General features: G+C 50.0%; 34 protein-coding genes and 1 pseudogene. 31 read left to right on the top strand and 4 right to left on the bottom strand.

The annotated features are described in order from the left end of the window. The 9 genes from PXY01_RS04445 to PXY01_RS04395 all read left to right on the top strand — a co-directional run bounded on the left by PXY01_RS04445 (position 1) and on the right by PXY01_RS04395 (position 4,847). A complete protein-coding gene (locus PXY01_RS04445; RefSeq protein ID WP_127567705.1) occupies positions 1-300 on the top strand; it encodes a hypothetical protein in 300 nt (99 codons plus the stop codon). Continuing rightward, positions 290-601 (top strand): DUF4240 domain-containing protein, encoded by a 312-nt coding sequence (locus tag PXY01_RS22715; protein ID WP_246027794.1) that lies wholly within the window; start codon positions 290-292, stop codon positions 599-601. The genes PXY01_RS04445 and PXY01_RS22715 overlap by 11 nt, the downstream gene beginning before the upstream one ends. 687 nt (positions 602-1,288) lie before the next feature. Beyond that, a complete protein-coding gene (locus PXY01_RS04430) occupies positions 1,289-1,765 on the top strand; it encodes a hypothetical protein (protein WP_127567703.1) in 477 nt (158 codons plus the stop codon). 178 nt (positions 1,766-1,943) lie between these two features. Beyond that, on the top strand, positions 1,944-2,363 hold the full coding sequence (locus tag PXY01_RS04425; protein ID WP_127567701.1) for an SRPBCC domain-containing protein: 420 nt from the start codon (positions 1,944-1,946) through the stop codon (positions 2,361-2,363). Then, positions 2,351-2,599, top strand: a complete 249-nt coding sequence (locus PXY01_RS04420) for a hypothetical protein (RefSeq protein ID WP_127567699.1) — start codon at positions 2,351-2,353, stop codon at positions 2,597-2,599. Before PXY01_RS04425 ends, PXY01_RS04420 begins: the two co-directional genes overlap by 13 nt. Positions 2,600-2,739: 140 nt before the next feature. Further along, positions 2,740-2,937 (top strand): DUF4177 domain-containing protein, encoded by a 198-nt coding sequence (locus PXY01_RS04415; RefSeq protein ID WP_127567697.1) that lies wholly within the window; start codon positions 2,740-2,742, stop codon positions 2,935-2,937. 53 nt (positions 2,938-2,990) lie between these two features. Then, complete coding sequence (locus PXY01_RS04410; RefSeq protein ID WP_127567695.1) at positions 2,991-3,464, top strand: DinB family protein; 474 nt, start codon at positions 2,991-2,993, stop codon at positions 3,462-3,464. Between the two features lie 55 nt (positions 3,465-3,519). Beyond that, the gene (locus tag PXY01_RS04405; protein ID WP_127567693.1) at positions 3,520-4,125 is read left to right on the top strand and encodes an HAD hydrolase-like protein; all 606 of its coding nucleotides are present in this window, start codon (positions 3,520-3,522) and stop codon (positions 4,123-4,125) included. A 347-nt stretch (positions 4,126-4,472) separates the two neighbouring features. Beyond that, positions 4,473-4,847, top strand: a complete 375-nt coding sequence (locus PXY01_RS04395) for a DinB family protein (protein WP_373864276.1) — start codon at positions 4,473-4,475, stop codon at positions 4,845-4,847. 3 nt (positions 4,848-4,850) lie between these two features. On the opposite strand, the gene PXY01_RS04390 is transcribed toward PXY01_RS04395, so the two are convergent. Together PXY01_RS04390 and PXY01_RS04385 are read right to left on the bottom strand one after the other, a co-directional pair. Continuing rightward, positions 4,851-5,672: an SPL family radical SAM protein gene (locus PXY01_RS04390; RefSeq protein ID WP_127567689.1), complete on the bottom strand. Its 822-nt coding sequence runs from the start codon at positions 5,670-5,672 to the stop codon at positions 4,851-4,853. After that, positions 5,669-6,238, bottom strand: coding sequence for a methylated-DNA--[protein]-cysteine S-methyltransferase (locus PXY01_RS04385; RefSeq protein WP_127567687.1), 570 nt, complete (start codon positions 6,236-6,238; stop codon positions 5,669-5,671). Before PXY01_RS04385 ends, PXY01_RS04390 begins: the two co-directional genes overlap by 4 nt. A 396-nt stretch (positions 6,239-6,634) precedes the next feature. On the opposite strand from PXY01_RS04385, the gene PXY01_RS04380 reads away from it, so the two are divergent. The 3 genes from PXY01_RS04380 to PXY01_RS04370 all read left to right on the top strand — a co-directional run bounded on the left by PXY01_RS04380 (position 6,635) and on the right by PXY01_RS04370 (position 8,198). After that, on the top strand, positions 6,635-7,099 hold the full coding sequence (locus tag PXY01_RS04380; RefSeq protein ID WP_127567685.1) for a GNAT family N-acetyltransferase: 465 nt from the start codon (positions 6,635-6,637) through the stop codon (positions 7,097-7,099). A 96-nt stretch (positions 7,100-7,195) separates the two neighbouring features. After that, positions 7,196-7,780: a hypothetical protein gene (locus PXY01_RS04375; RefSeq protein WP_127567683.1), complete on the top strand. Its 585-nt coding sequence runs from the start codon at positions 7,196-7,198 to the stop codon at positions 7,778-7,780. Between the two features lie 70 nt (positions 7,781-7,850). Beyond that, positions 7,851-8,198, top strand: a complete 348-nt coding sequence (locus PXY01_RS04370) for a hypothetical protein (RefSeq protein ID WP_127567681.1) — start codon at positions 7,851-7,853, stop codon at positions 8,196-8,198. A 63-nt stretch (positions 8,199-8,261) separates the two neighbouring features. On the opposite strand, the gene PXY01_RS04365 is transcribed toward PXY01_RS04370, so the two are convergent. Continuing rightward, positions 8,262-8,639 carry a DMT family transporter gene (locus tag PXY01_RS04365; protein ID WP_246027792.1) on the bottom strand — a complete coding sequence of 126 codons (378 nt, stop codon included), beginning with the start codon at positions 8,637-8,639 and terminating at the stop codon, positions 8,262-8,264. Positions 8,640-8,739: 100 nt separating this feature from the next. Between PXY01_RS04365 and hisA the strand changes: the two genes are divergently transcribed. The 19 genes and pseudogenes from hisA (at position 8,740) to PXY01_RS04270 (ending at position 24,390) form a co-directional block, all read left to right on the top strand. Beyond that, on the top strand, positions 8,740-9,495 hold the full coding sequence (gene hisA, locus PXY01_RS04360) for a phosphoribosylformimino-5-aminoimidazole carboxamide ribotide isomerase (RefSeq protein ID WP_127567679.1): 756 nt from the start codon (positions 8,740-8,742) through the stop codon (positions 9,493-9,495). Between the two features lie 156 nt (positions 9,496-9,651). Beyond that, positions 9,652-9,969 (top strand): hypothetical protein, encoded by a 318-nt coding sequence (locus tag PXY01_RS04355; RefSeq protein WP_127567677.1) that lies wholly within the window; start codon positions 9,652-9,654, stop codon positions 9,967-9,969. A 227-nt stretch (positions 9,970-10,196) separates the two neighbouring features. Beyond that, positions 10,197-10,790 carry a GNAT family N-acetyltransferase gene (locus PXY01_RS04350; RefSeq protein WP_127567675.1) on the top strand — a complete coding sequence of 198 codons (594 nt, stop codon included), beginning with the start codon at positions 10,197-10,199 and terminating at the stop codon, positions 10,788-10,790. A gap of 344 nt (positions 10,791-11,134) precedes the next feature. Beyond that, a pseudogene (locus PXY01_RS04345) lies at positions 11,135-11,528 on the top strand (DinB family protein). Between the two features lie 92 nt (positions 11,529-11,620). Beyond that, positions 11,621-12,124, top strand: coding sequence for a stage V sporulation protein AC (gene spoVAC / locus PXY01_RS04340; RefSeq protein ID WP_164744309.1), 504 nt, complete (start codon positions 11,621-11,623; stop codon positions 12,122-12,124). After that, positions 12,124-13,137, top strand: coding sequence for a stage V sporulation protein AD (gene spoVAD, locus PXY01_RS04335; RefSeq protein WP_127567673.1), 1,014 nt, complete (start codon positions 12,124-12,126; stop codon positions 13,135-13,137). Before spoVAC ends, spoVAD begins: the two co-directional genes overlap by 1 nt. A gap of 4 nt (positions 13,138-13,141) precedes the next feature. Further along, positions 13,142-13,492, top strand: a complete 351-nt coding sequence (gene spoVAE, locus PXY01_RS04330) for a stage V sporulation protein AE (RefSeq protein WP_127567670.1) — start codon at positions 13,142-13,144, stop codon at positions 13,490-13,492. Positions 13,493-13,643: 151 nt separating this feature from the next. Beyond that, positions 13,644-14,600 carry an AAA family ATPase gene (locus PXY01_RS04325; protein WP_127567668.1) on the top strand — a complete coding sequence of 319 codons (957 nt, stop codon included), beginning with the start codon at positions 13,644-13,646 and terminating at the stop codon, positions 14,598-14,600. Between the two features lie 2 nt (positions 14,601-14,602). Further along, the gene (locus PXY01_RS04320) at positions 14,603-15,853 is read left to right on the top strand and encodes a DUF58 domain-containing protein (RefSeq protein WP_127567667.1); all 1,251 of its coding nucleotides are present in this window, start codon (positions 14,603-14,605) and stop codon (positions 15,851-15,853) included. Next, positions 15,850-18,111 carry a transglutaminase TgpA family protein gene (locus PXY01_RS04315; RefSeq protein ID WP_127567665.1) on the top strand — a complete coding sequence of 754 codons (2,262 nt, stop codon included), beginning with the start codon at positions 15,850-15,852 and terminating at the stop codon, positions 18,109-18,111. Before PXY01_RS04320 ends, PXY01_RS04315 begins: the two co-directional genes overlap by 4 nt. Before the next feature lie 117 nt (positions 18,112-18,228). Next, a complete protein-coding gene (locus PXY01_RS04310; protein ID WP_127567663.1) occupies positions 18,229-18,753 on the top strand; it encodes a YqeG family HAD IIIA-type phosphatase in 525 nt (174 codons plus the stop codon). Continuing rightward, positions 18,750-19,868 (top strand): ribosome biogenesis GTPase YqeH, encoded by a 1,119-nt coding sequence (gene yqeH / locus PXY01_RS04305; protein ID WP_127567661.1) that lies wholly within the window; start codon positions 18,750-18,752, stop codon positions 19,866-19,868. Before PXY01_RS04310 ends, yqeH begins: the two co-directional genes overlap by 4 nt. A gap of 14 nt (positions 19,869-19,882) precedes the next feature. Continuing rightward, positions 19,883-20,767, top strand: coding sequence for a shikimate dehydrogenase (aroE, locus tag PXY01_RS04300; protein WP_127567659.1), 885 nt, complete (start codon positions 19,883-19,885; stop codon positions 20,765-20,767). A gap of 68 nt (positions 20,768-20,835) precedes the next feature. Beyond that, a complete protein-coding gene (gene yhbY, locus PXY01_RS04295) occupies positions 20,836-21,129 on the top strand; it encodes a ribosome assembly RNA-binding protein YhbY (RefSeq protein WP_127567657.1) in 294 nt (97 codons plus the stop codon). A 35-nt stretch (positions 21,130-21,164) separates the two neighbouring features. Next, on the top strand, positions 21,165-21,764 hold the full coding sequence (nadD, locus tag PXY01_RS04290; protein ID WP_127567655.1) for a nicotinate-nucleotide adenylyltransferase: 600 nt from the start codon (positions 21,165-21,167) through the stop codon (positions 21,762-21,764). Beyond that, a complete protein-coding gene (gene yqeK / locus PXY01_RS04285; RefSeq protein WP_127567653.1) occupies positions 21,754-22,329 on the top strand; it encodes a bis(5'-nucleosyl)-tetraphosphatase (symmetrical) YqeK in 576 nt (191 codons plus the stop codon). The genes nadD and yqeK overlap by 11 nt, the downstream gene beginning before the upstream one ends. Then, positions 22,326-22,673, top strand: coding sequence for a ribosome silencing factor (rsfS, locus tag PXY01_RS04280; RefSeq protein ID WP_127567651.1), 348 nt, complete (start codon positions 22,326-22,328; stop codon positions 22,671-22,673). Before yqeK ends, rsfS begins: the two co-directional genes overlap by 4 nt. Further along, positions 22,670-23,605 (top strand): CvfB family protein, encoded by a 936-nt coding sequence (locus PXY01_RS04275; protein WP_127567649.1) that lies wholly within the window; start codon positions 22,670-22,672, stop codon positions 23,603-23,605. Before rsfS ends, PXY01_RS04275 begins: the two co-directional genes overlap by 4 nt. Beyond that, positions 23,602-24,390 carry a class I SAM-dependent DNA methyltransferase gene (locus tag PXY01_RS04270; protein WP_127567647.1) on the top strand — a complete coding sequence of 263 codons (789 nt, stop codon included), beginning with the start codon at positions 23,602-23,604 and terminating at the stop codon, positions 24,388-24,390. Before PXY01_RS04275 ends, PXY01_RS04270 begins: the two co-directional genes overlap by 4 nt. A gap of 101 nt (positions 24,391-24,491) precedes the next feature. Here the strand turns inward: PXY01_RS04270 and PXY01_RS04265 are convergent, their stop codons facing one another. Further along, a complete protein-coding gene (locus PXY01_RS04265; RefSeq protein ID WP_127567645.1) occupies positions 24,492-24,782 on the bottom strand; it encodes a hypothetical protein in 291 nt (96 codons plus the stop codon). Between the last annotated feature and the right edge of the window lie 96 nt (positions 24,783-24,878).

The raw sequence follows: 24,878 nt of genomic DNA, 5'->3' as shown, positions 1-24,878 counted from the left end.
ATGGCATTTGGTGTTAACCGGCGCGAGCTGCAGGAATGGAAGAGGCGGGTTTGTAACGGCGAAATCGCCGTAATGACGCATTATTGGTATGATGAACGGTTTCCCGGCAACCGGTCGGTGACCAAGGTCGGCTGCAGTGATCTGGATCGGCTGTCGGATTGGTGCAGGTCGAACGGATTGGAGCCGAAATATATTCACCAGCGCGAGCACTATCCTCATTTCGATGTGATCGGCCCTAAGCAGCGCGAGGTTCTGGAACGCATGGGACGGCACGATTTGATCGAGAAATTTGAGCTGTAAGTTCGAGAAGGCGCTTGCTGATCCTCAATATCTTGCTGAATATATACTAGAGGTGAATTGGGAAGATGAGCTGATGCCTCAATGCGAGGAAGTGTTGTCGGCGGCCTTGGATGCTTATACGTATCTTAGAACGGGTTCATTAGAATATAATGAAGATGTACAAAACGAGTTCTGGGACCTATTAGAGGCTCGCGGTTATGAATATGCAGCTTTAGATATCGAGATCGATTGGGATGAGGACGATTTGCCTGAGAAATATCCGATTCTATGGGAAAAGTTCGGAGGTAATCCGCTAACGTAGCCAGGCTGCTTTCGTGCAATTTTCGCTGAGAAGTAGAGCAACAAGACGAGTTTGTCGTATTTATTACGTTCAGAGCGGAAATCGTTGGAGGCAGCGAGAAGATCGTCAGTCCGGATGAAATTGGCGAAATCATGCGGATCGATTTAAATGAAGCGGACCGGTTGATGCCCTTTTATAAGGAAGACTAAGCGGTATCGTGAGGAATCATGTAGAGGTTACCTATTACAATGAGGGCTGTGTGGAATGGTCAGTCGAAATGAAGTAGCTTTCGGTGTTTATGACTTACATAAAATATGGTATATTATACTTAATTATATAGAGTAGGATGGCGAAGTCGAAGAGACCTCGTCTTTTTTTATAGAATGATCGGCCCGGCAATCCGGAAGGAATCGAGATTCAAACTTTTGGAGGCGCCGTAGCATTGTATAGTAGTTGACGTTCGCACCAGCTTTACCGGAGTTTCGGAGGCGAGGGCTGCATCAGCAGCTTATAGCACGTAGAATTTCAGACGCCTATTCGCTCAGTTGTAAACTGGTCGTATGCCAATGCTCCTTTGCTTCTCAAAGCCATCGCAATTTGGAGTCAGCCGGAATGAAATTAGGCTACGTAAGAACGACATGGACGGAACGATAAGGACATTGTCAGCAGCGAGCTTTTGGATATTATGCAATTCGAAGGGGGTAAGCTATGACCCGCAAGCGGATAGGGGCAGTCATTTTGTTGTTCATGCTGATTGTTAATGGATGCTCACTGCCAGAAATTCAGTTCAACGCTCACGAGCTTCAGTTTAACGCTGAAGATATTCAGATCAGATTGATTAATTCCCAATTGGAAGACGGTATCAGATCCTACACGGTAGAAGTTCGCAATAATGGGCTGCAGGATGTGGAGTACGTCAATTTGTATTTGTACTATCCGATCATTAAGACAAGTGGATCGGAAGGGAATCCTTTCAAGCTGGAAGGGCAGTCGGGAGTTCGACCGAATCATCTCAAGGCAGGAGGAGCCCTTATATTTACGTTTACTGCTCCAATATTCGAAGTGTTCGGTACATCTGCACCGCTCGATTGGGACCATCCTCAGATCGAGTTGAACGGTTTGGTCCAAGACGGGAAGTCGGAGGTGCCATTCGAGATGTCGGGCGATTATTTGGAGATGAAGTAAAGCGTTTGTCGGTTTATGTGTATTCGATGGCCAAGAGACGTTTTATAACAAATACGGTCTTCAAGCGCACAACGCAATGAAAGGCATGTTCGGGGTTGTACATGGTCGTGAAATAATGTAATCCGAAGCGAAGAATCGTAAATGCGATGTACGAGATACGATTAGGGGAGGGAAGAAGGTGGATAAGCAAACTAAACCGATCGGGCAAACTAAAGCCGCCGGGTTCCAAGTAGGTGTGCGAAGAACGTTTCCGCTTCCGCTAGAGGCGGCTTGGCAGCTTATATCCTCTGCTCATGGTATAAAGGTATGGCTTGGCAGCACAGCTTTAACCGGACTGCAGGCTGGCGAAACGTACGTAACTGCCGATGGGATTACCGGGGAGATTCGGGTAGTGAACAAGGCTGAGAACGTTCGTCTAACCTGGCAGCCGAAGAGCTGGAGCAAGCCGTCGACGCTTCAAATTCGAACGATTGCCAGCGGCAGCGACAAGACAACGATTAGCTTCCATCAAGAAAATCTCGCAGATGCAGCGGTTCGGGAAGAGATGAAAGCAAGATGGGAGCAAGTGTTGGTGGAATTGAAGTTATGGATCGGTTGAATTGGTGCTTTGATACAATTAATGATGAAACGTCGATGCAGCGTCTATTGCAAATCTTGATCGTATCTGACGAGGAATCTAAGTATATTTGGGATCATTTTGACAGGACCCGGTTAAAGGACATCAAACTCATCATTTCATGCGGCGATGGCGTCGATGAATGTCATCGGGGATTTCAATGCTTCGTTGATTATATCGACCGCTATCAACCGAAGTATGTGTTTCATGGACATTAGCATTGAGAGGACAGCGGATTCATTAGCGCAACGGTACGAAGATTATCAATGCTCTTGGTTACTATATTATTGAGTATGATTAGGGAGTATCGGAATATATGACAGAACGATGAGCATGAGTCGGTTAGGAGCGAAGTTCTATAGAGCAATGGGAATACAAAACGATCAAGCTAAAAACAGGCGGATTTTTAGGCGGTAAAGTGAATGAGGAGCTGCTGGAGCAGGAGCTGAACAATTACGGCTTCGAGGGCTGGGAACTTGTCTCCTGCTTCGATACGAGCAGCTACCAAGGCCAATCGCGGGAAGTTATTATCGTATTTAAGAGAAGGAAGCGATAGTTTGCTCCTTTCATTAGGTGAGTGAGAAAACACTATAATAGGAGGACGATGCTATGAAATATGAATTTCACCGCCAATGGTTGACGAAGAAGTTCGAGGAAATTCGTAGGAGGCTCCTGAAAGCAATTGATCAGCTTAGTGAAGAGCAGCTGAATTGGACGCCTAGCCCGTCCGTTCAGAGCATTCCATCGATTCTTCGGCACATCGAAGACAACGTTATGATCCGGGTAAGAAATTGTATTTTGCATGAAGGGTTAGTTATTGATAGAAGAAGCTTACTGGAGCAAGCGAATATGAAGAAGGAAGAAGCGGTTGAACTAATTGAGCGGAATATGCAGCTTATTATTAAGGTACTGGCTGATGTGTCGGATGAGACGCTGGAGGAGCTGCAGGATGTAAGAGGCAAGCTGCGTTCGAATCTCGATATGCTGCATCAATGCGCGGCACATTATTCGGAGCATATGGGACAAGTGTTTTATGTTGCAAAATTAAGCTTAGGCGATTCGTATTTAACGACTTCTGTGTAACAAATATAAGGGGTACAATTACAACTCGCAGCATGACGACAGGGGAATAGATGAGATGACAAAGGTAAGAGCAATCTTTTTTGATTTTGACGGCGTGCTTACGCTGGATGCGACGGGCTCGAAGACGACATGCCGCTACCTTAGTAAGGTGACAGGGCTCCCGTTCGATGAGGTGATGAAGGCGTATCGGTCCTTTAATGATCAGCTTCAGCTGGGGAACAAATCTCATGCGGACATTTGGGAAGAGCTTGGAGCGATGCTGCATGGGAAGCTTGAGGAACGCCATCTTATCGAATCGTTCGATAGCACGCCGATGAACATGGATATGCTAGCACTTGCCCGAGAGCTGAAGGAGCAAGGCTATATGCTTGGAATAATAACGGACAATAAGAAGGATCGAATGCATTATTTGTATACGCTTCATCGTTTGGATCATATTTTTGATACGACTATAATTTCCGCGGAGGTCGGCTCGAATAAGCAGCATCGTCAAATCTTTGATATTGCGCTTGAGAGCTTGCAGGTAGAACCGTATGGAAGTGTCTTTATCGACAACAAGGAGAGTAATCTCATTGTTCCGAGAAAGCTTGGAATGGCGGGAATTTATCACCTGACCGAACGAACGATGTGGAATCGGTTCGATCGCAGCTATATTCGCTGATCAACACATGAATGGTACATAACAGAGCAATGCCGCAGTCTGCCAAGCACGATGATTATTGAGGCACTGGCTCAACTAGGCCCGTTCGCAGCAGTTGGCCAAGGTGGGGGACTTGGCTTTTTATCCTCAATCTATTTGCAAAAGAGCGCAAAGACAGAATCGTAATCGTGTGAATATAACATGGAATAGAAATAAGCCCTTCCCTATATGAAGGGCTTATTTAATTTGCGCTGCATTCATTTGTAATTTCCACTTTAAATGATGTCTACACTAGTTCCCGGCTGCAATAAATGTCTGTATAATTATGGAATAGGCTGTTTCAGATTACGACTGAATGTCCTAAATTGATGCGATGGGTGGGGGAGCAGGAAGGATGGATTCCCTGCGTTATCCGATCGGGCGATTCGAACCGATCCATACAGCTTGCCTCTGATACAAGGCTGTATTATATCCGGCAAGTACCCGGTATCGTGAACGATTTACCTTTGTTGCTTACCGGCTTGTCGAACGAGCAGCTTCAGACGCCGTATCGAGAGGGCGGGTGGACGAATCAACAAATCGTTCACCACATGGCAGATAACGATATGAACGCGGTTCTTCGGTTTAAGAGAGCACTCACGGAAGAGTCCCCGTCTGCTTGCTCGTATCGTGAGGACAGTTGGGCGGAACTGCAGGATTATAAGCTGGTGCCGATTACGGTTTCGTTATCCCTGCTAGAGTAACCGTTAAGGCTCAAAACCTCTTTGACTAATATACAGCTCCTCTTCAGCGTATAGCCGCATAAATTGGTGATATACATCTCGGTATGCTTCAGGCTCGTACCACTCCTCAAGCCCAAGCTGCTTGTACAGCGCTGCAATACCTAATCTTTGTGTACGTCTGCCTCCGCTGCCATCCCCCATCCAATAGTCGTCCATGCATATACGGCTTACGATCGGTCTGAGCAGCTCGGCGAACCGCTCGGTACAAGGAAGCAGAGGAGCGATGGCTGCCTGCACGGGAACACCTGCTTCAGCGAGCTCCCTAAGAGCTTGAACTCTAGCATAGACCGGAGGAGCATTAGGGGTAAAGACTTTACGTATGTCTTCGCGGTCCGTCTCGATTGTGATGCTGACGCGTATCTGTTTGCCGAATCGGAGTAGAAGGTCAATGTCTCGGGTAACAAGCGGGCTTCGGGTCTGAACAAGCAGAAATTGCGGACGCTCCTCCGCCATTGCTTCCAGCAAGGAGCGGGTAACTTGTTCTTTATACTCGATCGGCTGGTACGGGTCTGTACTGGACGACATAAATATTGTAACTGGCCCTTTGCTCTTCGCTTTTACCAGCTCCCGGCGCAGCAGCTCAGCGGATTGTTGTTTAATATTGACCCAGCTGCCCCATTCATTGCCGTGGAACAATGATACGGGCATTTGGCGTACGTAGCAGTACGAGCAGCCGAACGTACAGCCGGTATATGGATTAAGGGTATGAGAGTAGCCGGCAAGAAAGCCGGTTCCGCGATTGAGCAGCGTCTTCGGCTTTGTATATTCGTAGGCGATTCTTGTCATTGGTCGGCAACCAGCAGGCTAGTTGTGTGTATGCTTTCGGCAGCTGACACATTCTGCTCATGCTGAAGCAGTACGCGTTTCATCGTTAATCCCCCGCGGTAGCCGGTCAACGTCCCATTCTTGCCGATGACGCGATGGCAGGGCACCGTAATTAATACTGGGTTTGCACCGATTGCGCTGCCTACCGCACGAGTGGCTGATGGTCTGCTCACCTTTACTGCGATATCGGAGTACGATGCGGTGTGACCGTAAGGGATACGGCATAATGCATCCCATACCGCTCTCTGGAACGGAGTACCGGAGCAGTCGAGCGGGAAGGTGAAATCTCGGCGCTTTCCTGCAAAATATTCAGAGAATTGATTTATATAAGGCTGGAGTCTGTTGTCATCCCGTAGAAGCTCGCTTCCAGGCATGCGGGCGGCGGCCCATTGCAACAGCTCATTGAATGGATGTCCGTTGGAGCCGACGAAGCATAGTCCATCTGCGGTGGCTGCAAGGTAGAGATTCCAGCTGTCGTACGAAATTATTGACCAGTATAGGGGCGCTTTCGTAATCGTTTTCGCCATGTTGTGGCTCCTTTCTATTCGATTAGAGATCTCTTCTACAAACAGTATAAACCGAATGTGAACCGATTGTACGGAATATCCATTAAAAGCACAAAAATGTGAAATAGGACTTATTGATTAGATCATGGGAATTATGGGTATATTTCGGTAGGAAATAGGAGAATCGATGCATAGTAGGGCGAGATGAGTGTCCTACCTGGTAATTTCAGGATGCTGGAAGGAGATTGGCCACATTAGTGGCGAATATATACACTAAACCCGTCCGGAATGTGGCATAGTGAAAGCGCACTCGCTATTAAGCAGTCCGCTTTAGAATAACGTTCAGGCGATATTGGTGAACCGCCTGAAGTACTATGTAAATATGAGATGAATTAACTTGAGAAGGAGGCACCTATAATGGCAGCACCCAAAAAATCGGTACGAAGAGCATATATTACAGATGCACCAGACTTGGTTCGGTTGAATGAAGCGTTTAACGGTGTACGTATTTCGGAGGAAGAAGTGCGCGAGAGCTTGCTTCGGTCGAATGAGCTCGTTGCTATTGCGCTGTTGGATGAGCATCCGGCTGCGTTCGCATGCGCACAGTATTTTGAATCATTTTGTTACAGGGAACTCCGTGGTGAATTAACAGAAATGTTCGTCGAACCAAGTGCACGAGGTCAAGGACTTGCTTCCATGCTGATGGCGTATATGGAGGAGGAGCTGCGCTCAAGGGGGGTTAAGCATGTCAAAGTGCTGACAGGAGCAGACAATGACATCGCGATTAAAGCTTATGAGCGGTTCGATTATACACGTAAGGAAGAAGCGGTACTGATGAAAAACATTGCCACAGCTTCTTCTTCAGGCTCCAGCCCTAAGTAAAGCTTAAATTATTCGGACTTCAATGCTGCTTAATGCGAATACAATATGTCAGATGCGTTGAACCAAATCGGCAGCGTTCAAAGGAGGCGGGCAGGCTTGGGCTCTAGAATTATGCATTACTGCATTACGACAAGGCTTGGCGAGGCGATGGAGATTGACGATCCACAGTTTTGGCTTGGAGGAATCGCGCCTGACGTTCATAAGCATATGCAGGAGCCGAAGGCCAAATCTCATTTTGGCAGCCTTAATTCACAAGGTTTAATGTATTCGGATTATGAAGCATTCGGGGCCAAATATTTTCGTGACCGCATCCATCCCTTTCATCTCGGTTATTACTACCACCTCATCTCTGACCAATTATGGCTTGAAGCTGTCTATTATCCGCTAATTAAATGGCTTCCGCAGCCGCGGAAAAAAATAGCGCAAGAGAGCTACTACCGTGATTTCGGACGTCTGAACGGAAGGCTGATTGATCATTACGGTTTAAAGCTTGCCTCGCTGGAGGTGCTGCCTGTAGAGATCGACGAGATCGATTACCGGTACTTGCCTGCACTTATTCAAGATCTAGTCCACGATTTCGAGAGCAAAGATGAGCATCAGGATGAGCCGCTGGAGCTGCTGGAATGGAACCAAGTGATTCACATATTGGATCGCACGGTTCAGGTATGTCTCAAACGGTAAACAACAGACCGAGCTTATGAAGAATTATGCTATTTCCGGTGTTTCTTTTACGAAAGGAGCTGCATCACGATTGTATTCGTTGGAGAAAAAGTTCATAAAGACGGGAATATATAGCTTTATTATTGGTTTGCTAACAGGGCTTGTGTGGGTGAAGGATGAATATCGAGTAGTTCAGGATATTGGGGTGTATGTGCCGATTGCTAAGCCAATGAAGCAGTATGTGTTGGAGGTGCTCCGCTTCGCGGCGATCGTTACGCTAGCTTCTCTTGCTATTCAAACGGTGGTGCAGCTGGCTGCTCGGCGGCAGCCAGACGATTCATTTAGTTTTACTAGAGGCTTCGTCAAATCGTTCATCATTGTATTCGCATTGATCGTGATTGCCGTACCGCTTCTCAAGCTGATCACTTCTTTCATTTGACTCGATAACTGAAGCTTCGATTCCTCGCAGGGGTAACTTTGATGCTTCTCCACCACATTGTCCCTAGCTCTCTACAGCTGCTGTCTTCGGGTTATATTTGTCTTCTGACTTGCGCTCATTGCGGTTAACAAGGCAGATGCCTGCGCAGATGAGTGCTCCGCCAACGGCTACATACATATGGAGTTGCTCACCGAGCAGCAGCCAGCTGGTCAATACGCCGAATAGGGGAGCAAGGAGCAGGAAGGAGCTTGTTCTTGCTGCGTCGCCTTGTTGCAGTAAGTAATACCAGCAGGAGAACTGAACGATCGAACAGAAGAACGCTAATAGTAGCACGACTGCTATGGACTTACTGTTGATATCGAACACCGGTTTCTCAGCAGTCGCACTTAGCAGCAGCAGTCCTATGCCTCCTGTCAGCATTTGATATGCGCTCAGCACCATCGTATCGAATGCTGCTCCCCATCATTTAGCATATTCGTGACCACGTGAGAAGAACATGATAGGATAAAAGAAATTAGCAGCATGCGAAAGGATAATGTTCATGAAATTTAGACCATGTATCGATATGCATCAGGGCAAGGTGAAGCAGATTGTCGGCGAGACGCTAACTTCGGAGCAAGGAGCGGTCGTCGAAAATTTCGTTTCAAGCCACGACTCTGTTTATTACGCACAATTGTTCAAGAAGGACAAGCTCACCGGCGGCCACGTTATTATGCTTGGCGGAGGGAATGAAGAAGAGGCTGTTCGCGCGCTTCAGGCGTATCCGGGCGGCTTACAGATCGGTGGAGGCATTAATGCGGGCAACGCTCGATTTTATTTGGAGCAAGGGGCTTCACATGTCATCGTAACGTCGTATATTTTCCGTGAAGGCAAGCTGGATCAAGGCAACCTGGACGCTATTGTGGCGGAGGTAGGCAAGGACAAGCTTGTCATTGATTTAAGCTGCAAGGAGAAAGACGGCAAATGGTACGTCGTAACGAATCAATGGAAGCTATTCAGCGACTTTGAAGTGAATGAGGCGAACATTCGGTACTTAGAGCAGTTTTGCGACGAGTTTCTCATTCATGCAGTGGACGTTGAGGGCAAGCAGAGCGGCATTCAGCAAAGTCTGGTCGAAGCGCTTGCACAATGGGTGACGATTCCTTGCACCTATGCAGGCGGCGCGCGTTCGATGGAAGATTTGGAGCTGTTCAAACGCTTGTCTGGCGGCAAGCTTGATATTACGGTTGGTAGCGCGCTTGATATTTATGGCGGACGACTTCCATATGAGCAGGTTGTCGCTTACTGTGCACAATAATTAAATTTGAACTCTATAACAGCATGGGAGCACTTCCTGTGCTGTTTATTTTTTTTGACTAATATGTAACTTAGTGCTATTTTTGACGTTATAATAAACATCCTCGTGAAATGAGTTCAAATGCTCGATTCTGATATGTCATAAAGGGGGAATAAAATGCGATCTGACCGTTCGATAGGCTTAGGATTATTGTCGCTTGGGGCCGGACTGACTGTTCTTGGTGGGCTGGAGAGAATTATTTTGTACGTGTCGAAACCGAATTACGTAGGTAATGAAATGGACTTGTTTCGTCAATCAGTGCCGGATGCGATCTGGAGCATTACGACGTTTACGATGTGGTCAGGATTGCCATTTATCCTTGCGGGTCTCTATATTATGCTTCGTCGTTCGTTTGCCAAAATAGCCGCCGAGCTTAAAGCAGCCAACGATAGATTCGAGAGTGAGTATAACCGGAGCAATCACACCGATTCATAAATCTTATAGAATCTTTGTAACAAATGATTGCGTACTTAGAAAGATTGGCCTCTCAGCGCGGAGCGAACGAGATAAGGCTTGAGGTGAGACTATCGATACCAGATAACGTAAGCCAGTCGCGGTTTAATGCCAAAGATTATACAGTTATTCTATTTATTTCGCTTGGTTTTCCTAATAGGATAATAGCAAATCTAATTGATCTATTAGGAAAAGCGAGGAATAAGCTTATGGATATCGATTTATTCAAGGAGCATATCATTTTACGTAATGATGTTGTTTGCTTAGAGCCATTCCATGCCAAATATAGAGACGAGCTTGCTGCGATTATTTTTGACCGTGAAATAACGAAATTTACCGGCGCCCATATCGATACGGAGGAGGATCTGGATCAATATATCGCACAAACGCTTGATGTACGAGAGAAGTGCATTGGATATCCTTTCATCGTCATTGATCAGAAATCGGGGCGAGCCGCAGGCGTAACACGTTACGGCAGTATTCAAGCGCCTAACAGAAGGCTTGAGATTGGCTGGACGTGGTATGGACGCGAGTATCGGGGAACCGGAATCAATCAAGCATGTAAGCACCTGCTGTTGTCGTATGCATTCCGAAAGCTAGGCTGCAATCGGGTACAGTTCAGCGTTGACGTAGACAATGCGCGCTCCCGGCGTGCGGTGGAGAAGCTTGGTGCGACGCAGGAGGGAATCTTTAGAAGTAACTATGTTAATGCGTATGGTGAGTGCCGGGACGATGTTTATTACAGCATTATACGTTCGGAATGGGATGAGCTCGAACGTAAGGTGTTCTCCTCTTTCTTGTAAGCGGTAGCATCAAACGCAAGTTAGACAACTTCCGTGTGGGCATTTGCTGCATACATTACTTATAGAAGCCCGTGCTTGCGGCAGCGGAAGGGGAGCGGCATTATGAGTAGACGAACATTAATGATCATCTCGGTCGTGCTGTACGTATTGTTGGCGATCTTGTTGTTGATTTTATACTTGTTTGACTTTCAGTAACGATCTTTCGACTTGAAGACCTGCCGTGCGGCAGGTCTTTTGCTATTGGGGCTTGTTGATAGGATGGTTGATCATTTCAATAAAATCGTACAATTTAGTACCAAGTACTACTTATCATAATGGTTTCGGATATAAGGAGAGGGTGAAGTATGGAGGAGCTTAAAGCAAATTTAATTAGAACTAGAGAAGCCTTGATCAAAGAAATTGTTGGTCTTGATGATACGGAGTTTAACTACAGAGTGGATTTTAATCGATGGAGCATAGCACAGGTTTGTCATCACTGAACAGGGCTCGAGACTAGAAGTGGAACAGAAACTAAATCAACGCGCAAACCTATACACATTGTGCTGGACAGATCGAAGAAGAATCCAGAAGTAAATTAAACGATGCAATAAGTAAAGTGAACGATAGGACGATATTAGAAGCCATTATCGTACAGCATCATGCCTTGGGAATTTGCCCTTAGACCAATGGAGCGGATTACTCTATCTGCATGAGCAGCGGCATATCGAGCAGATTAAAGCTTTGAAAACAATGCTCTAAAAATTTTTGAACTCATTGCGAGCGTCCTGATGCAGCAGTGGATAAACGAGTCGGCATTAACAAATAATGAAATCGACTTTGGCGCAAGGGAGATGACGTTGTTGTCCACGAGCAGTGCGGGCGAACGCCCTTATAAGAAAATGAGCATGTCACCGAAGGAATACCAGACGTTTGCCAAGCAGCGGGAGCCGGCGCGGTCCGTTCTAACGAATTGTATCAAAGCGTTCGTCGTTGGTGGGGCAATTTGCGTACTGGGAGAGTTTATTCAGCAGCTGTATATTCATCTGGCCGGCATGAAGAGGGAAGCAGCGAGCAATCCGACCGTGGCGACGCTTATTTTTATCTCAGTTGTGCTGACATGTCTTGGCGTGTACGACAAAATCGCGCAGTGGGCCGGTGCGGGAACAGCTGTTCCTGTTACAGGCTTCGCTAACTCGATGGCGTCGGCAGCGCTGGAGCATCGGGCAGAAGGATTAGTGCTCGGTGTCGGCGCGAATATGTTCAAGCTGGCAGGCTCCGTTATCGTATACGGGACAGTTGCCGCCTTCTTCGTCGGCATTGGCCATTTGATCTTCGGCACCGGAGGGAACCATTAATGTTGAAGGGTCAACAATCGTGGTGGTTCAACAATAAGCCGGTTATAATCGGGGCGTCAAGCGTCGTCGGACCGGATGAAGGCGAAGGTCCGCTTGCCGAAGACTTTGATCTCATCCACCCAGAGCTCGACATGCAGCAGAAAAGCTGGGAGAAGGCTGAGCGCCTTCTGCTTGAGCAGGCAACCAATTTCGCTATCCGGCACGCTGGGTTGAAGAAGGACGACATCCAATTCTATATCGGCGGCGACTTAATGAACCAAATTATTAGCAACAGCTTTGCCGCTCGTTCGATCGGCGCTCCATATATCGGTACGTTCGGTGCCTGCTCGACGTCGATGGAGACGCTTGCAATTGCGGCACAGCTCGTTGATTCTGGTAATGCACAGTACGCAATGGCCGGAACATGCAGCCATAACTGTACGGCGGAGAAGCAGTTCCGGTATCCGACCGAGTATGGCTCGCAGAAACCGCCGACGGCGCAGTATACAGTAACAGGCGCGGGAGCGGCTGTTGTAGCGCCGACGGGCGACGGACCGGTCGTCGAATGCGCGACGATTGGCAAGGTGATGGATTTGGGCATTACGGACCCGTTCAATATGGGAGCTGCGATGGCGCCAGCCGCTGTCGATACGATTCAAGCTCATTTCAATGATACGGGCCGCCAACCATCTGATTACGATCTCATCGTGACGGGTGATCTAGCCACCGTGGGCCATCCGATTGCTAAGGAGCTGCTGCTTCGTAACGGCGTTCCGATGAACGATACGATTTTTAATGATTGCGGGCTAATGGTCTACAATGTCAATAAGCAGAAGGTACAGGCGGGAGGAAGCGGCTGCGGCTGCTCGGCTGTCGTCACGTACGGGCATTTGCTGAAGAAGCTGGCAAGAGGTGAGCTGAAGCGCATTCTAGTCGTCGCGACAGGGGCTCTGCTCTCACCGTTGTCTTTTCAGCAAGGCGAATCGATTCCTGGCATTGCGCATGCGGTGGCAATCGCGGGCAAGGGGGTGTAGGCGTATGCAGTTTTTGTGGGCATTTCTTATTGGCGGAGCGATATGCGTCGTCGGTCAGCTTATGTTTGATGTATTGAAGCTGACCCCAGCCCATACAATGGCAACGCTCGTCGTCATCGGAGCCGTATTAGACGGTATCGGATTGTATGATCCGCTTGTCGACTTTGCCGGAGCGGGCGCGACCGTACCGATTACAAGCTTCGGCAATGCGCTTGTCCATGGCGCTCTCACGTCTCTGCGCGAGGACGGCTGGATCGGTGTGATCACCGGTATTTTCAAGCTTACGAGCGCTGGTATTTCGGCTGCGATTATTTTTTCGTTTCTTGCATCGGTTGTGGTCCGGCCCAAAGGTTAGGCTTCACAACGAAGTTGGAGGGTTCCGCTGTGGAATCCTCCAATTTTTTTTGGTTAGGGCGGACATATACGCGTTACCGTATATTTAGTAAAATGGAAATAGATTGTCGTAATGTCTGCTAGATACTTGTAGAATCGGGAGGTTCATATCCATGGAGTTGCATGAGACTGATCTGCAAATTTGCTCCGCCATTCGAACTAATTTAGAGAGCTGTATTCTAGGCAAGCAAGAAGAAATTGACCGCCTTTTAACGGCTGTTCTCGCTGGAGGCCATGTGCTGCTTGAAGACGTCCCAGGAACGGGTAAGACGCAGCTCGTCAAAGCGCTCGCGAAATCAATCGGCGGCCAATTTCGTCGTATTCAGTGCAATCCGGATTTGCTTCCGACCGATATTACTGGCGTTTCCATCTATCATCCGAAGCAAGAGGCGTTCTTGTTCCGGGCAGGACCGATTATGTGCCATCTGCTGCTTGCGGACGAGATTAATCGCGCGACGACGAAGACACAATCGGCGCTGCTGGAAGCGATGGAGGAGGGGCATGTGACGGTGGATGGGGAGACGTACGAGCTGCCGCGTCCATTCCTGCTTATCGCAACACAGAACCCGATCGAATTCGAAGGTACATATGTATTGCCGGAAGCACAGCTGGACCGATTTATGATAAAGCTATCTCTTGGCTATCCGTCCGAGGCCGACGAGCAGCGGATGATTAGCGCTGTGGATGGAGGACATCCGTCCGACCGGATTGAGCAGGTTGCTTCAATTGACGATCTTCTTCGGCTGCAGCAGCTTGTATCAGAAGTGCATGTCGATAGCGGAGTGGCTGAATATACGGTACAGATCGTGCGTGCCACCCGATCGCATCGCGGCGCTTTCCTCGGAGCAAGCCCGCGTGCAGCCGTATCGTTAATGCGCGCTGCTAAAGCTTCCGCTCTGCTGCGTGAGCGTTCGTTCGTAACGCCGGATGACGTGAAGCGGATGGCAGAGGCGGTACTACCACACCGAATTATTGTGCAGGCGGAAGCGAGGATGAATGGTTTGAAGGCTGAGGATATCGTACAGGCCGCTATTCATCAGACGAAGGTTCCGGTTCGAATGGAGCGTTAACGATGAGCAGGGGCAGCAGCTCGTTCGTCCGTCGGCGCAAGTGGATCATCGGGGCGCTGTATGTCGGAAGCTTGTTCTACCTGCTGTTCCAAGGCGGCAAGCTGCCTGGGATGGTCTTTGTTATTTTTAATGTTCTTATTTTATATTTATGGCTGGGCCAATGGTCTGGCATTCGTAAAGTGCAAGGAGAACGGATTGTTGGCCTAGCAGGCAGTGCAGATGGCCAGTTGTTCAGCGGTTCGAGTGTAGAAATTAAAATTAATGTACGAATACCGGGGATGTATCCGCTTCCTTATGTGCTGGTGCGGGATCGGTTGTTTCGTCATGACGGGCAGTCGATTCCGTTCGAGACGTCGTTCGTCCCGAATTGGAAACGAGCCGGCGAGGTTTGTTACTCGACACCTCCGCTTAGAAGAGGCATGTACCGGTTCGGTCCTACGGAATGTACGACTAAGGACGTATTCGGTTTGTTCGAGCATAGCGGTTCGTTCGTATCCGGCGAGTCGTTCGCGGTTGTGCCGCAGACGGTGCCATTGCGAGGATGGCAGCAAATTCGGCGAGGTCTCCGCGGACCGCATTCGCATGCGTCTGCACCGCGTGCCGCGAAAGAAACGACGCAGATCAACGGCGTTAGGGAATATTTGTACGGTGATAAGCTGTCCCGTATTCATTGGAATGCGACGGCGAAGACGGGGGAGTGGAAGTCGAAAGCGTTCGAGCGTGAATCACTTCCACGAACGATCATTGTACTTGACCGTCATCCCGGAGCGTACGGTATCCGTCAGGAACGATTCGAGCTGGCTGTATCGGTTGCAGCATCGCTCATCGATCTTGGCATGCGACATGAAACGGCGATGGGTTTTGTCTCTCCTGGTGAGAAATCTATAGTCGTCCTTCCTCGCACCGGGGCTGATCAGCGGACAGCGATAACGAGTCATTTGACGGTTGTAGAGCCGGATGCCGTAACGCCGCTGTTCGTTGCGCTGCAGCGGCTGGAGACGGTATGGGAACCGGGCACACTCGTCATTGTCATTTCTGGCGCTCAAGGTGACGAAATGCTTCATACACTTAACTGGTTGGCCCGTAAGGGCGTCATCATTTCCTATATAGGTGTTGATGAAGGAGACGCCCGGCATGGACGAGCGATTAAGCCGGCTTGGCTGCATGCGCTCCGATCGAAAGGCTGGTCAGCCTACAGCGTCCGGCAGCTGCAGGAGCTCCCGGAAGTGCTGGAAGGAGGCGGCGCCTCATGAGTACAATAGCTGCGGCCTTCAATAGGAAGATTAAGGCGAATTGGTTAGAACATTGGTATCGACGTATCGCATCGCTGCTTACGGCCTTGATCGTCTGGCAGCTTGTGCAAGTATTTCAAGGCTACTGGTGGGAAGAAACGTATAGGTGCGTCGGATGGCTGCTTTTATCTGCTGTTGCTGTAGATTGGATTTTGACGTGGAAGACGGTTTACCGCCTTATTATCCAAGGGGCCATGGTATTAATTATAACGGGCATTACGGCCGGGTATGAATATGTCGGATTAAAGGGGAATTCACTTGCTGCGACAGGTGCATGGCTGTCTGACAATGTCGTTCAACTCGACCCCTATATCGGAATAGCGGTGCTAGTTTGGAGCTTTACCGCCTTCTATTCGACATGGACGACGAAACGAAGCCGAGTGATATTGTTCGTGTTCATAAGTCTGCTTGTTCTCATGATATGTGATTCATTCACGCCGATCTATCTGTGGGATGAAGCGGCATGGGCAATATTTGCAGGGCTGGCTTGGCTAATCGCTGATCACCTGCACCGATTCCAGCGCGAGCACCCAAACAGCTGGTCGGAGCTGATGGACTATCCGATTAGCTTCTTCCTGCCGATGCTCGCTATAGTAACAGGAATTATGGTGCTCGGGATTTTGGCGCCGAGCATTACACCGCTCGTCAAGGACCCTTATACGATCTGGGTGGAATCGCGTGGAGGAACGGTGAGTGGCTCGTACACGGATGCGAAGCCTCCGTCACCGTCAAGCGGGACTTCAAATGCTGATACGAGCTCGGGTTACAGCCGCAACGATGCAGAGCTTGGCGGCGGATTCGAGTACGATTATTCGCCTGTAATGTACGTCAGCACGACGCATCGGAGCTACTGGCGCGGCGAGACGCGGTCGCGATATACTGGCAATGGCTGGCTGCCTACCAATAAGGAGAGCTCTTCGTCTAGGGTGAACGGCTTAATGCCGAAGCAGCAGCTGCCGCTCGATGACAAGCGAGACAGTGCAGCAATGGTGCGAATCGAGCAGGCGTATACGATGATTCGGGAGGATGTTTATCCTGTTCTATTCGCAGCTTCTCCGGTTCATCAGGTTAACTGGGTGAATGATGAACAGAATCGGACGCTTCCTAGCGAGCTAAGCTGGGATCCATCCAACTGGACGCTGCATTGGACTGGTACAACATATCCCAAAACCTATTCGGTTGTGTCGGAATTACCGGTACTGAACGAGCCTGCACTTAAGCAAGCTTCAGCCGGTTGGAATGAGCAGAATCCGCAAACGGGTGACCATAGCGAATATTATGAGCTGCCGGCTGCAATGGCACCTCGCGTGACGCAGCTTGCCGAAGAGATCGTCGCCGGCGCGCCGAATGACTACGAGAAAGCGAAGCGGATCGAGTCGTTTCTGAAAGAAAGATATACGTACACGAATAGGCCGGATATCTCCAAACGGAAGAGCGCCGATTTCGTGGAGTCGTTCCTGTTCGAGGTGAAGCAAGGGTATTGTGATTATTTCTCAACCGCGATGGCGGTGCTTGGGCGCTCGGTTGGTCTGCCAGTCCGCTGGGTGAAAGGGTATGCGCCGGGAGCGCTGCCGGAGGAACAGGAACGAATGATGAGAGAAAGCGGATTCAATCCTTCATTTATCAATCCGACAGGTCAAGGCACTTATACGGTGCGGAACGCAGACGCCCATTCCTGGGTAGAAATTTATTTCGACGGCTTCGGCTGGATTCCGTTCGAGCCAACGCCGGGCTTCGCGTTCCCTTATTCGATTGAGGAAGCTACAGACGTAACCGTTCCAGATATCGAGCTGCCCGGTGAAGATGATACGGTCGTATCGGAGGCAGAGACGACCTCACCTAATCTCGCTTCTCGCCTCGTACTTTGGACGTCTATCACCCTTCTCGTTCTATTGTCGGTCATCGTTGTCATTCGCCGCAGGAATGTAGCGGATGCTTGGGTTCGCTTACGTAATCGGGCGGTTCATCCGAATGAAGTCATCATCGCAGAGACGAATCGTTTTCTCCGTTATGCACGCCGCAAAGGTCTGCGCCGTGAGGATTGGGAGACGATTCGGGAAGCCTCCGAAAGATGGGGAGCGGAGCGGAAATATTTGCGTCAAGACTTGAAGGAGGTTGCTGATCGATTCGAGCGGGCCAAATATGGCAGAGCCGTTATAGGGACGGCGGACATCGAACATTTCGTCAAGCTTGTTCGGTCGATTCGAGAACGGCTGTAATGATCGTCTTCCATACTGCATGCGGACAGTAGCCGCATGCGGTATTTTTTTGCAACATTTTCGCCTATTATGGTATAGTTTCGTTGTATAGCAGGTCATGTCAAGGGAGTCGAAACTATGTTTGAACGGCTGTTGCCGAATTTACGCCTTAATTCCGTATATGATCTTGATTTCGAGGCATTAGTCCGCCGCGGTATCAAGGGAATTATTACCGATCTGGACAATACGCTTGTCGGTGCGAAGGAGCCGAATGCTACGCCTAAGCTGATCCAATGGCTGAACAAGCTTCGCGAGCATGGCTTGAAAGTCGTTATCGTTTCTAATAATAATGAAACACGCGTATCGCAATTCGCGCAGCCGCTCGGCATTCCGTTCGTGCATGCTGCGCGTAAGCCAGCTAACCGTGCTTTTAAGCAGGCGCTTCGAATGCTGAATCTCACTGAAGAAGAAACGGCTGTTCTCGGCGATCAGATGATGACGGATGTGCTTGGCGGTAATCGTCTTGGCATGTATACAATACTCGTGCTGCCGATCTCGCCGAAGGATGAAGGAATAGGCACTCGTATTAATCGGTTTCTCGAGAGAATCGCGCTCAGAAGCCTGCGTAAAAAGGGTTTATGGTATGAGGAGGAAACAAATTGACAGTAACCGAACATTCGGGTTCATGCGCCGGCTGCGGCGTCAAGCTGCAGACGACGGACAAGGAGCGGTCGGGATACATCCCGGCAGCTGCTGCAGAGCGGACGCCGGCTATTTGCCAGCGCTGCTTCCGGATTAAAAACTATAATGAAGCATCGTCGATTACGATCGATCAGGACGACTTTCTAAAGCTCATTAGTGGAATTGCGAATACGAACAGTCTCGTCGTTCATATCGTCGACCTGTTCGATTTCGAAGGCAGCGTCATATCGGGCTTGCAGCGGTTCGTCGGCAACAATCCGGTACTGCTCGTCGTGAACAAAATCGATCTGCTGCCACGAGCGATTAACTATAACCGCATTCGTAACTGGGTGCAGCAGCAGGCGAAGGAAGCGGGTCTGAAGACGGTCGAGGTCGTATTATGCAGCGCCAAGCGCAATATCGGCTTCGATCGTGTCGTGGATGCGATTGAATATTATAGAAAAGGCCGCGACGTCTATGTAGTAGGCGCGACGAACGTCGGCAAGTCGACTCTTATCAACCGCATAATTCGTGATTATAGTGATCTGGACGCTGAACTGACGACATCCCGTTATCCGGGTACGACGCTCGACGCGGTGCACATTCCGCTGGACGACGGCAAGTCGATTATCGATACGCCGGGAATTGTATACACGCATCGTATGACGGAGATTGTGCCGCGCAGCGTGCTGCAGGCTATTCTGCCGGACAAGCCAATTAAGCCGCTTGTATATCAATTGAATGAGAAGCAGACGTTGTTCGTCGGCGCGCTTGCCCGGTTCGATTTTGTGTCGGGAGAACGTCAATCGTTCACGCTGTATATCTCGAACGGACTGGATGTGCATCGGACGAAGCTCGAACGTGCGGACGAGCTGTGGGCAGAGCATAAGGGTGTCCTTTTATCGCCACCATCTGCGGAAGAGCTGGCGGAGATGCCGGCTTGGACGCGGCACTCGCTCCGTATTCCACGCGGCGGAGATTACGATGTATTCGTATCAGGACTAGGTTGGATGCGCGTGAACGGCATGACAGGGGCGCTTGTCGACGTTTATTTGCCAAAGGGAATTAAGGTGCACGTTCGCCGTGCGCTAATCTAAGGGAGATGAGTGCGATGACGGCAGCTGCACAGTTCAAGTCGAATGCAGCTCAGCATATAGACAGCCATACGGTGCTGTTCGGGGTTATTGGTGATCCGATCCGCCATTCGAAGTCGCCCATTATGATGAATCGAGCTTTTCGTGAAACAGGTGTGAACGGCGTCTATACTGCGTTTCATATTACGACGGACAAGCTCGGTGATTTTGTAGCGGGTGTTCGCGCAATGGGGGTGCGCGGCGTGAATGTCACAATCCCTCATAAGCTCGATATTATGAAGCATCTCGACGTAATCGACGAATCTGCGTCGGCGATTGGTGCTGTCAATACAATCGTGAACGATAACGGCGTTCTGACCGGATATAATACGGATGGCATCGGTTATGTTCGCTCCTTGAAGGAGGAGGCGGAGCCGGTGCTTGCTGGTAAACGCATCGTCGTGCTTGGAGCAGGGGGCGCCGCGAGGGGCATTATATATGCGCTGACGAAAGAAGCACCTGCCTCAATTACGATTGCGAACCGGACAGAGCAGCGGGCCGTTGAGCTTGCTGCTTCAATGAGTGATCGGGCTCATGTCGTCGGTGTATCCAATGAACGGCTGCAGCAGGTATGTGAAGATGCAGACATCGTCATTAATACAACCTCGACAGGCATGTATCCGAACGTTAACGAATCTCCGGTTAATGCTGCATGGCTGCAGCCAGGGGCGGTAGCATCAGACATTATATATAATCCGATGAAGACGAAATTTTTGATTGAAGCAGAGCAGGCCGGCTGCCGAATCCATGGCGGACTGGGGATGTTTATTTATCAGGGCGCGTATGCTTTCGAATATTGGACAGGGAAGCCGGCACCGGCTGCTGCGATGCGCGAGGTTGTGCTGGAGGCGCTGCAGCAATAACGGACTGGCCCGGCCAAGGCATTATTTATACACGAAGGCGCCAACATAACGAAAGAAGGTTGTATACGATGTTAACAGGCAAACAGAAGCGGTATTTGCGTTCGCTGGCGCACCATTTGACTCCGATTTTCCAAGTGGGCAAGGGCGGTATGAACGAGCAAATTATAAAACATATTGAAGAAGCGATCGAAGTGCGGGAATTGATTAAAATTTCTGTACTGAACAACTGTGCAGAGGACCCGAAGGTGATCGGACAAGAGCTTGCTGAAGGCTCCGGCAGCGAGCTCGTTCAGGTGATTGGTAAGACGATCGTACTTTATAAAGAATCGCGCGATCATAAGACGATCGAGCTGCCGCAATAAGCTAAAGAATGGAACAGAGGAGTCCTGCATCGTCTATGAATCGGAACAGGCATATCGGCATTATGGGCGGGACGTTCGATCCGATTCATGTCGGACATTTGCTTGCAGCTAATACAGCGCTCGATGCTTGCGCGCTCGATGAAGTATGGTTTATTCCGACGAACGTTCCGCCGCTGAAGGAAGGTGTACAGGGGGCGGCTGCAGAGCTGCGTCTTCGTCTCGTAAGGCTTGCCATTGCCGATGAGCCGCGGTTCAAGGCAGTGGCGATCGAGCTTGCGCGCGGCGGCGTTAGCTATTCGATCGATACGGTCCGCGAGCTGGAAAGCCGTAATCCAGATTGTTCTTTTTATTATATTATCGGCTCCGATCGAATTCATGATTTGCCGCAGTGGCACCGAATTGAGGAGCTGGCATCGATGGTTCGGTTCATCGGCGTAGAGCGTCCCGGCGAGCCCATTGATCTGAACCGACTGCCGGATTGGCTGCGCAGCCGGGTTGAGCTCGTAAGTATGCCGCAGGTGGGCATATCGTCTACCGACATTCGCAGCCGTCGTCAAGCGGGACGTTCGATTCGATATATGGTTACGGAGCCTGTCTATTCCGAGATCGTGAAGGAGGGGCTGTATGAATCGTGAAGAAATGATTGAATCCGTCAAGGCGCAAATGCCGGAACGAAGATGGCTGCATGTTCAAGGCGTCATGGCGACATCAGTTGAGCTGGCGAACCGGTTCGGCGCTGATCCAGAGCGCGCGGAGCTGGCCGCTATTTTGCACGATGTGGCAAAGTATTGGCCGACCGAGCGAATGGAGCGGATCATTCGGGAGGAGCAACTCCCACAGGAGCTGCTGGAGTATGATAAGGAGCTATGGCATGCTCCTGTCGGAGCGCTCGTTGCAGAGCGCGAATATGGTGTGACCGATCCGGAAGTGCTGGATGCCATTCGGTACCACACGTCGGGGCGTATCGGAATGACATTACTGGAGAAAATCGTATGTCTGGCGGATTATATGGAACCAAGCCGTGAGTTTCCAGGCGTGAATAAAATACGGGCTGAGGCTGAGCATAGTGTGGAGAAGGCTCTGCTGGCGGGCTTCGACTCGACGATCGCGTTCCTGCTGGAGAAGGGCAAGCGAATATTCCCGCTCACGGTGTCGGCGCGTAACGATTTGATTCAACAATTACAGGGGGCTGAAGAATGACAGTAACTGCAGATCGACTTCTGGAAGCGGCGGTGGCAGCTGCCGAGGAGAAAAAAGCATCGCGTATCGTAGCACTGAATTTGAAAGAAATCTCGCTCGTAGCGGACTATTTCGTCATTTGCTCGGGTAACTCGGACGTGCAAGTGCAGGCAATTACGACCGAAATTCGTAAGCAGGCGGAGCTGCTTGGCGCTCGCGTGCGCGGCATTGAAGGGATGGATTCCGCACGCTGGGTGCTGATCGACCTCGGCGATGTCGTTGTACACGTATTCCACCGGGATGAGCGCGATTATTACAATCTTGAGCGGCTTTGGTCCGACGCGAAAGTCGTGGAGCTTGCATGAGCTTGATTGCGGGTACGATTGTTCGTTTGCGGGTAGCGAGGGAAGTGTCGCCTTACGGCTTTTTTGTAACGGATGGGACGCAGGACGTTCTGCTTCACTATAGCGAAATTGTAACTCCAGCAGGGGTCAAAATAAAGCCGGGCGACGATGTCGACGTCTTCTTATTTTTCGATACGGATGACCGTCTTTCGGCCACGATGCGCAAACCGCTTATTACGCTCGGTGAGATGAAACGTCTTCGTGTGGCGGATATTCATCCGAGACTCGGCTGCTTCCTTGAGATCGGCTTAGGTCGCCAGCTGCTGCTGCCATTGTCGGAGCTGCCGGAAAACCGCGATTTCCGTCCGCTCATCGGCGACGAAGTGTTTGTTATCCTTCATCATGACAAACAGGGAAGGCTTATCGCCAAGCTGGCGCGTGAAGAAGATTTCCAGCCTCACATCTTCCGTGCACCATCGGACTGGCGCAACCGTTGGATCGAAGGCTGGGTAACGAAGACGCTGCAGATGGGGTCCTTCGTGCTGCTGGATGGAGGCGTGCTCGGATTCGGAGCACTTGGTATGATTCCGGCGGCGGAACGGAACCGGACGCTTCGTCTGGGCGAGCGGGTTCGCGCGCGAGTGACGTTCGTTCGTGAGGATGGCCGAGTCAACCTATCGCTCATCGAGCGCAAGGAAGTTGGAATGGCAACCGATTCCGAACGTATCTTGGCATTTCTTAAGGAACGTCCGGGCGGTGCGATGCCTTATTCCGACGCGACGGAAGCAGATTTGATTAAGCAGCGCTTCGGCATTAGCAAGTCGGCGTTCAAGCGAGCGCTCGGCAAGCTGATGCGTGAGCGACTTGTGACGCAGGAGGGCAATTGGACGAAGCTTGTCGATCCAGCGCAAGCTGCCGCTTCCAAGCCTCCGGAAGGGAAGCAATCAAGATGACGGCATCTTATCGCCAATTCGCGACGGTATACGACCGTTTGATGGAAAATATGCCTTATGCAGATTGGCTGCGCTTCGCACGGACAGTATGGGACAGGGGGCAAATGCCAAGTACGGTCGTCGATCTCGGCTGCGGCACCGGCAATTTGTCCATTCCACTGGCCAAATCCGGCTTTGGCGTCTATGCGATCGATTTATCGGCTGATATGCTGGCAATTGGAAGGAGCAAGTGGGAGGATCGTCCCGGCAGCAGCTTGCGTGCAAGCGGCGGTTCCATCCGCTGGCTGCAGCAGGATATGAGGGAATGGGAGCTGCCGGAGCAGGTCGATACCGTTATTTCGTTCTGTGACTGCTTGAACTATTTAACGGAGGAGCAGGATGTTGAAGCAGCGTTTCGTGCGACATTCCAAGGACTGAAGCCTGGAGGTATGTTTTTGTTCGATGTGCTGCCGCCTCAGCAGCTGCAGCGATATGCAGATCACCAGCCTTTCACGCTTGATGAGCGCGATGTGGCGTACATATGGACCTGTGATTGGGATGAATCGAAGTATGAGATCGAGCATGCGCTGACGATTTTTGCACGTGATGTGAACGATGCGGCAGGCCGATTTATGCGAATTGAAGAGATTCATGTGGAACGCGCCTACGATTCCAGGTGGATCGAGGACGCACTCAAGCGTTCCGGCTTCTCTCGTGTCGAGCGATATGCCGATTTCAGCACTGTCGAATTAATGGATGAAGCTCCACCAACCGCAGAACGGCTGTTCTTTGTTGCCGTGAAATAACTAGCACAAAGCCCCGGCATTCGGGCTGCTCATCTTCAAGGAGAAGACGAGCAGCTTCGAAGGCTGGGGCTTGTCGCATAACTAGTTCCAGTGAGTATCGGTTACTCAATGTGCGGAAGCTGATCCATGTAGCTGTCGATTTTCGCTTTGAATTCCGCTTCAAGCTTCGGCAAATGACGATTCATACAATTGCAGTAATAATCTTTCCGACATACGGGGCATGGAATGTTCAGCAGACGCGTAACGTCGACTAATTGCCAATCCGGATCTTTCTTCAGAAAGAAACGGGTACGCGAGTTGTCATCAAGTGTTACGATAAGCTGATAAATCTTTTCTTTGATGTTGAAATCCCCGGAGTCCTTGATATCGACAATGACCGGATTAAATGACATTTCACATACCACCTGTCTATATTGTTGTACAAGGTCTACACGATAGAATAGCTTGATATGCGTATCTCTGTCAATGTTTTGGCGGCAATTGTTATG

It is taken from the genome of Paenibacillus xylaniclasticus (genome assembly GCF_004001065.1).
GTDB lineage: Bacteria > Bacillota > Bacilli > Paenibacillales > Paenibacillaceae > Paenibacillus_T > Paenibacillus_T xylaniclasticus.
Note: the sequence above shows the minus strand (reverse complement) of the source record. Positions and strands in the feature narration are given on the sequence as shown.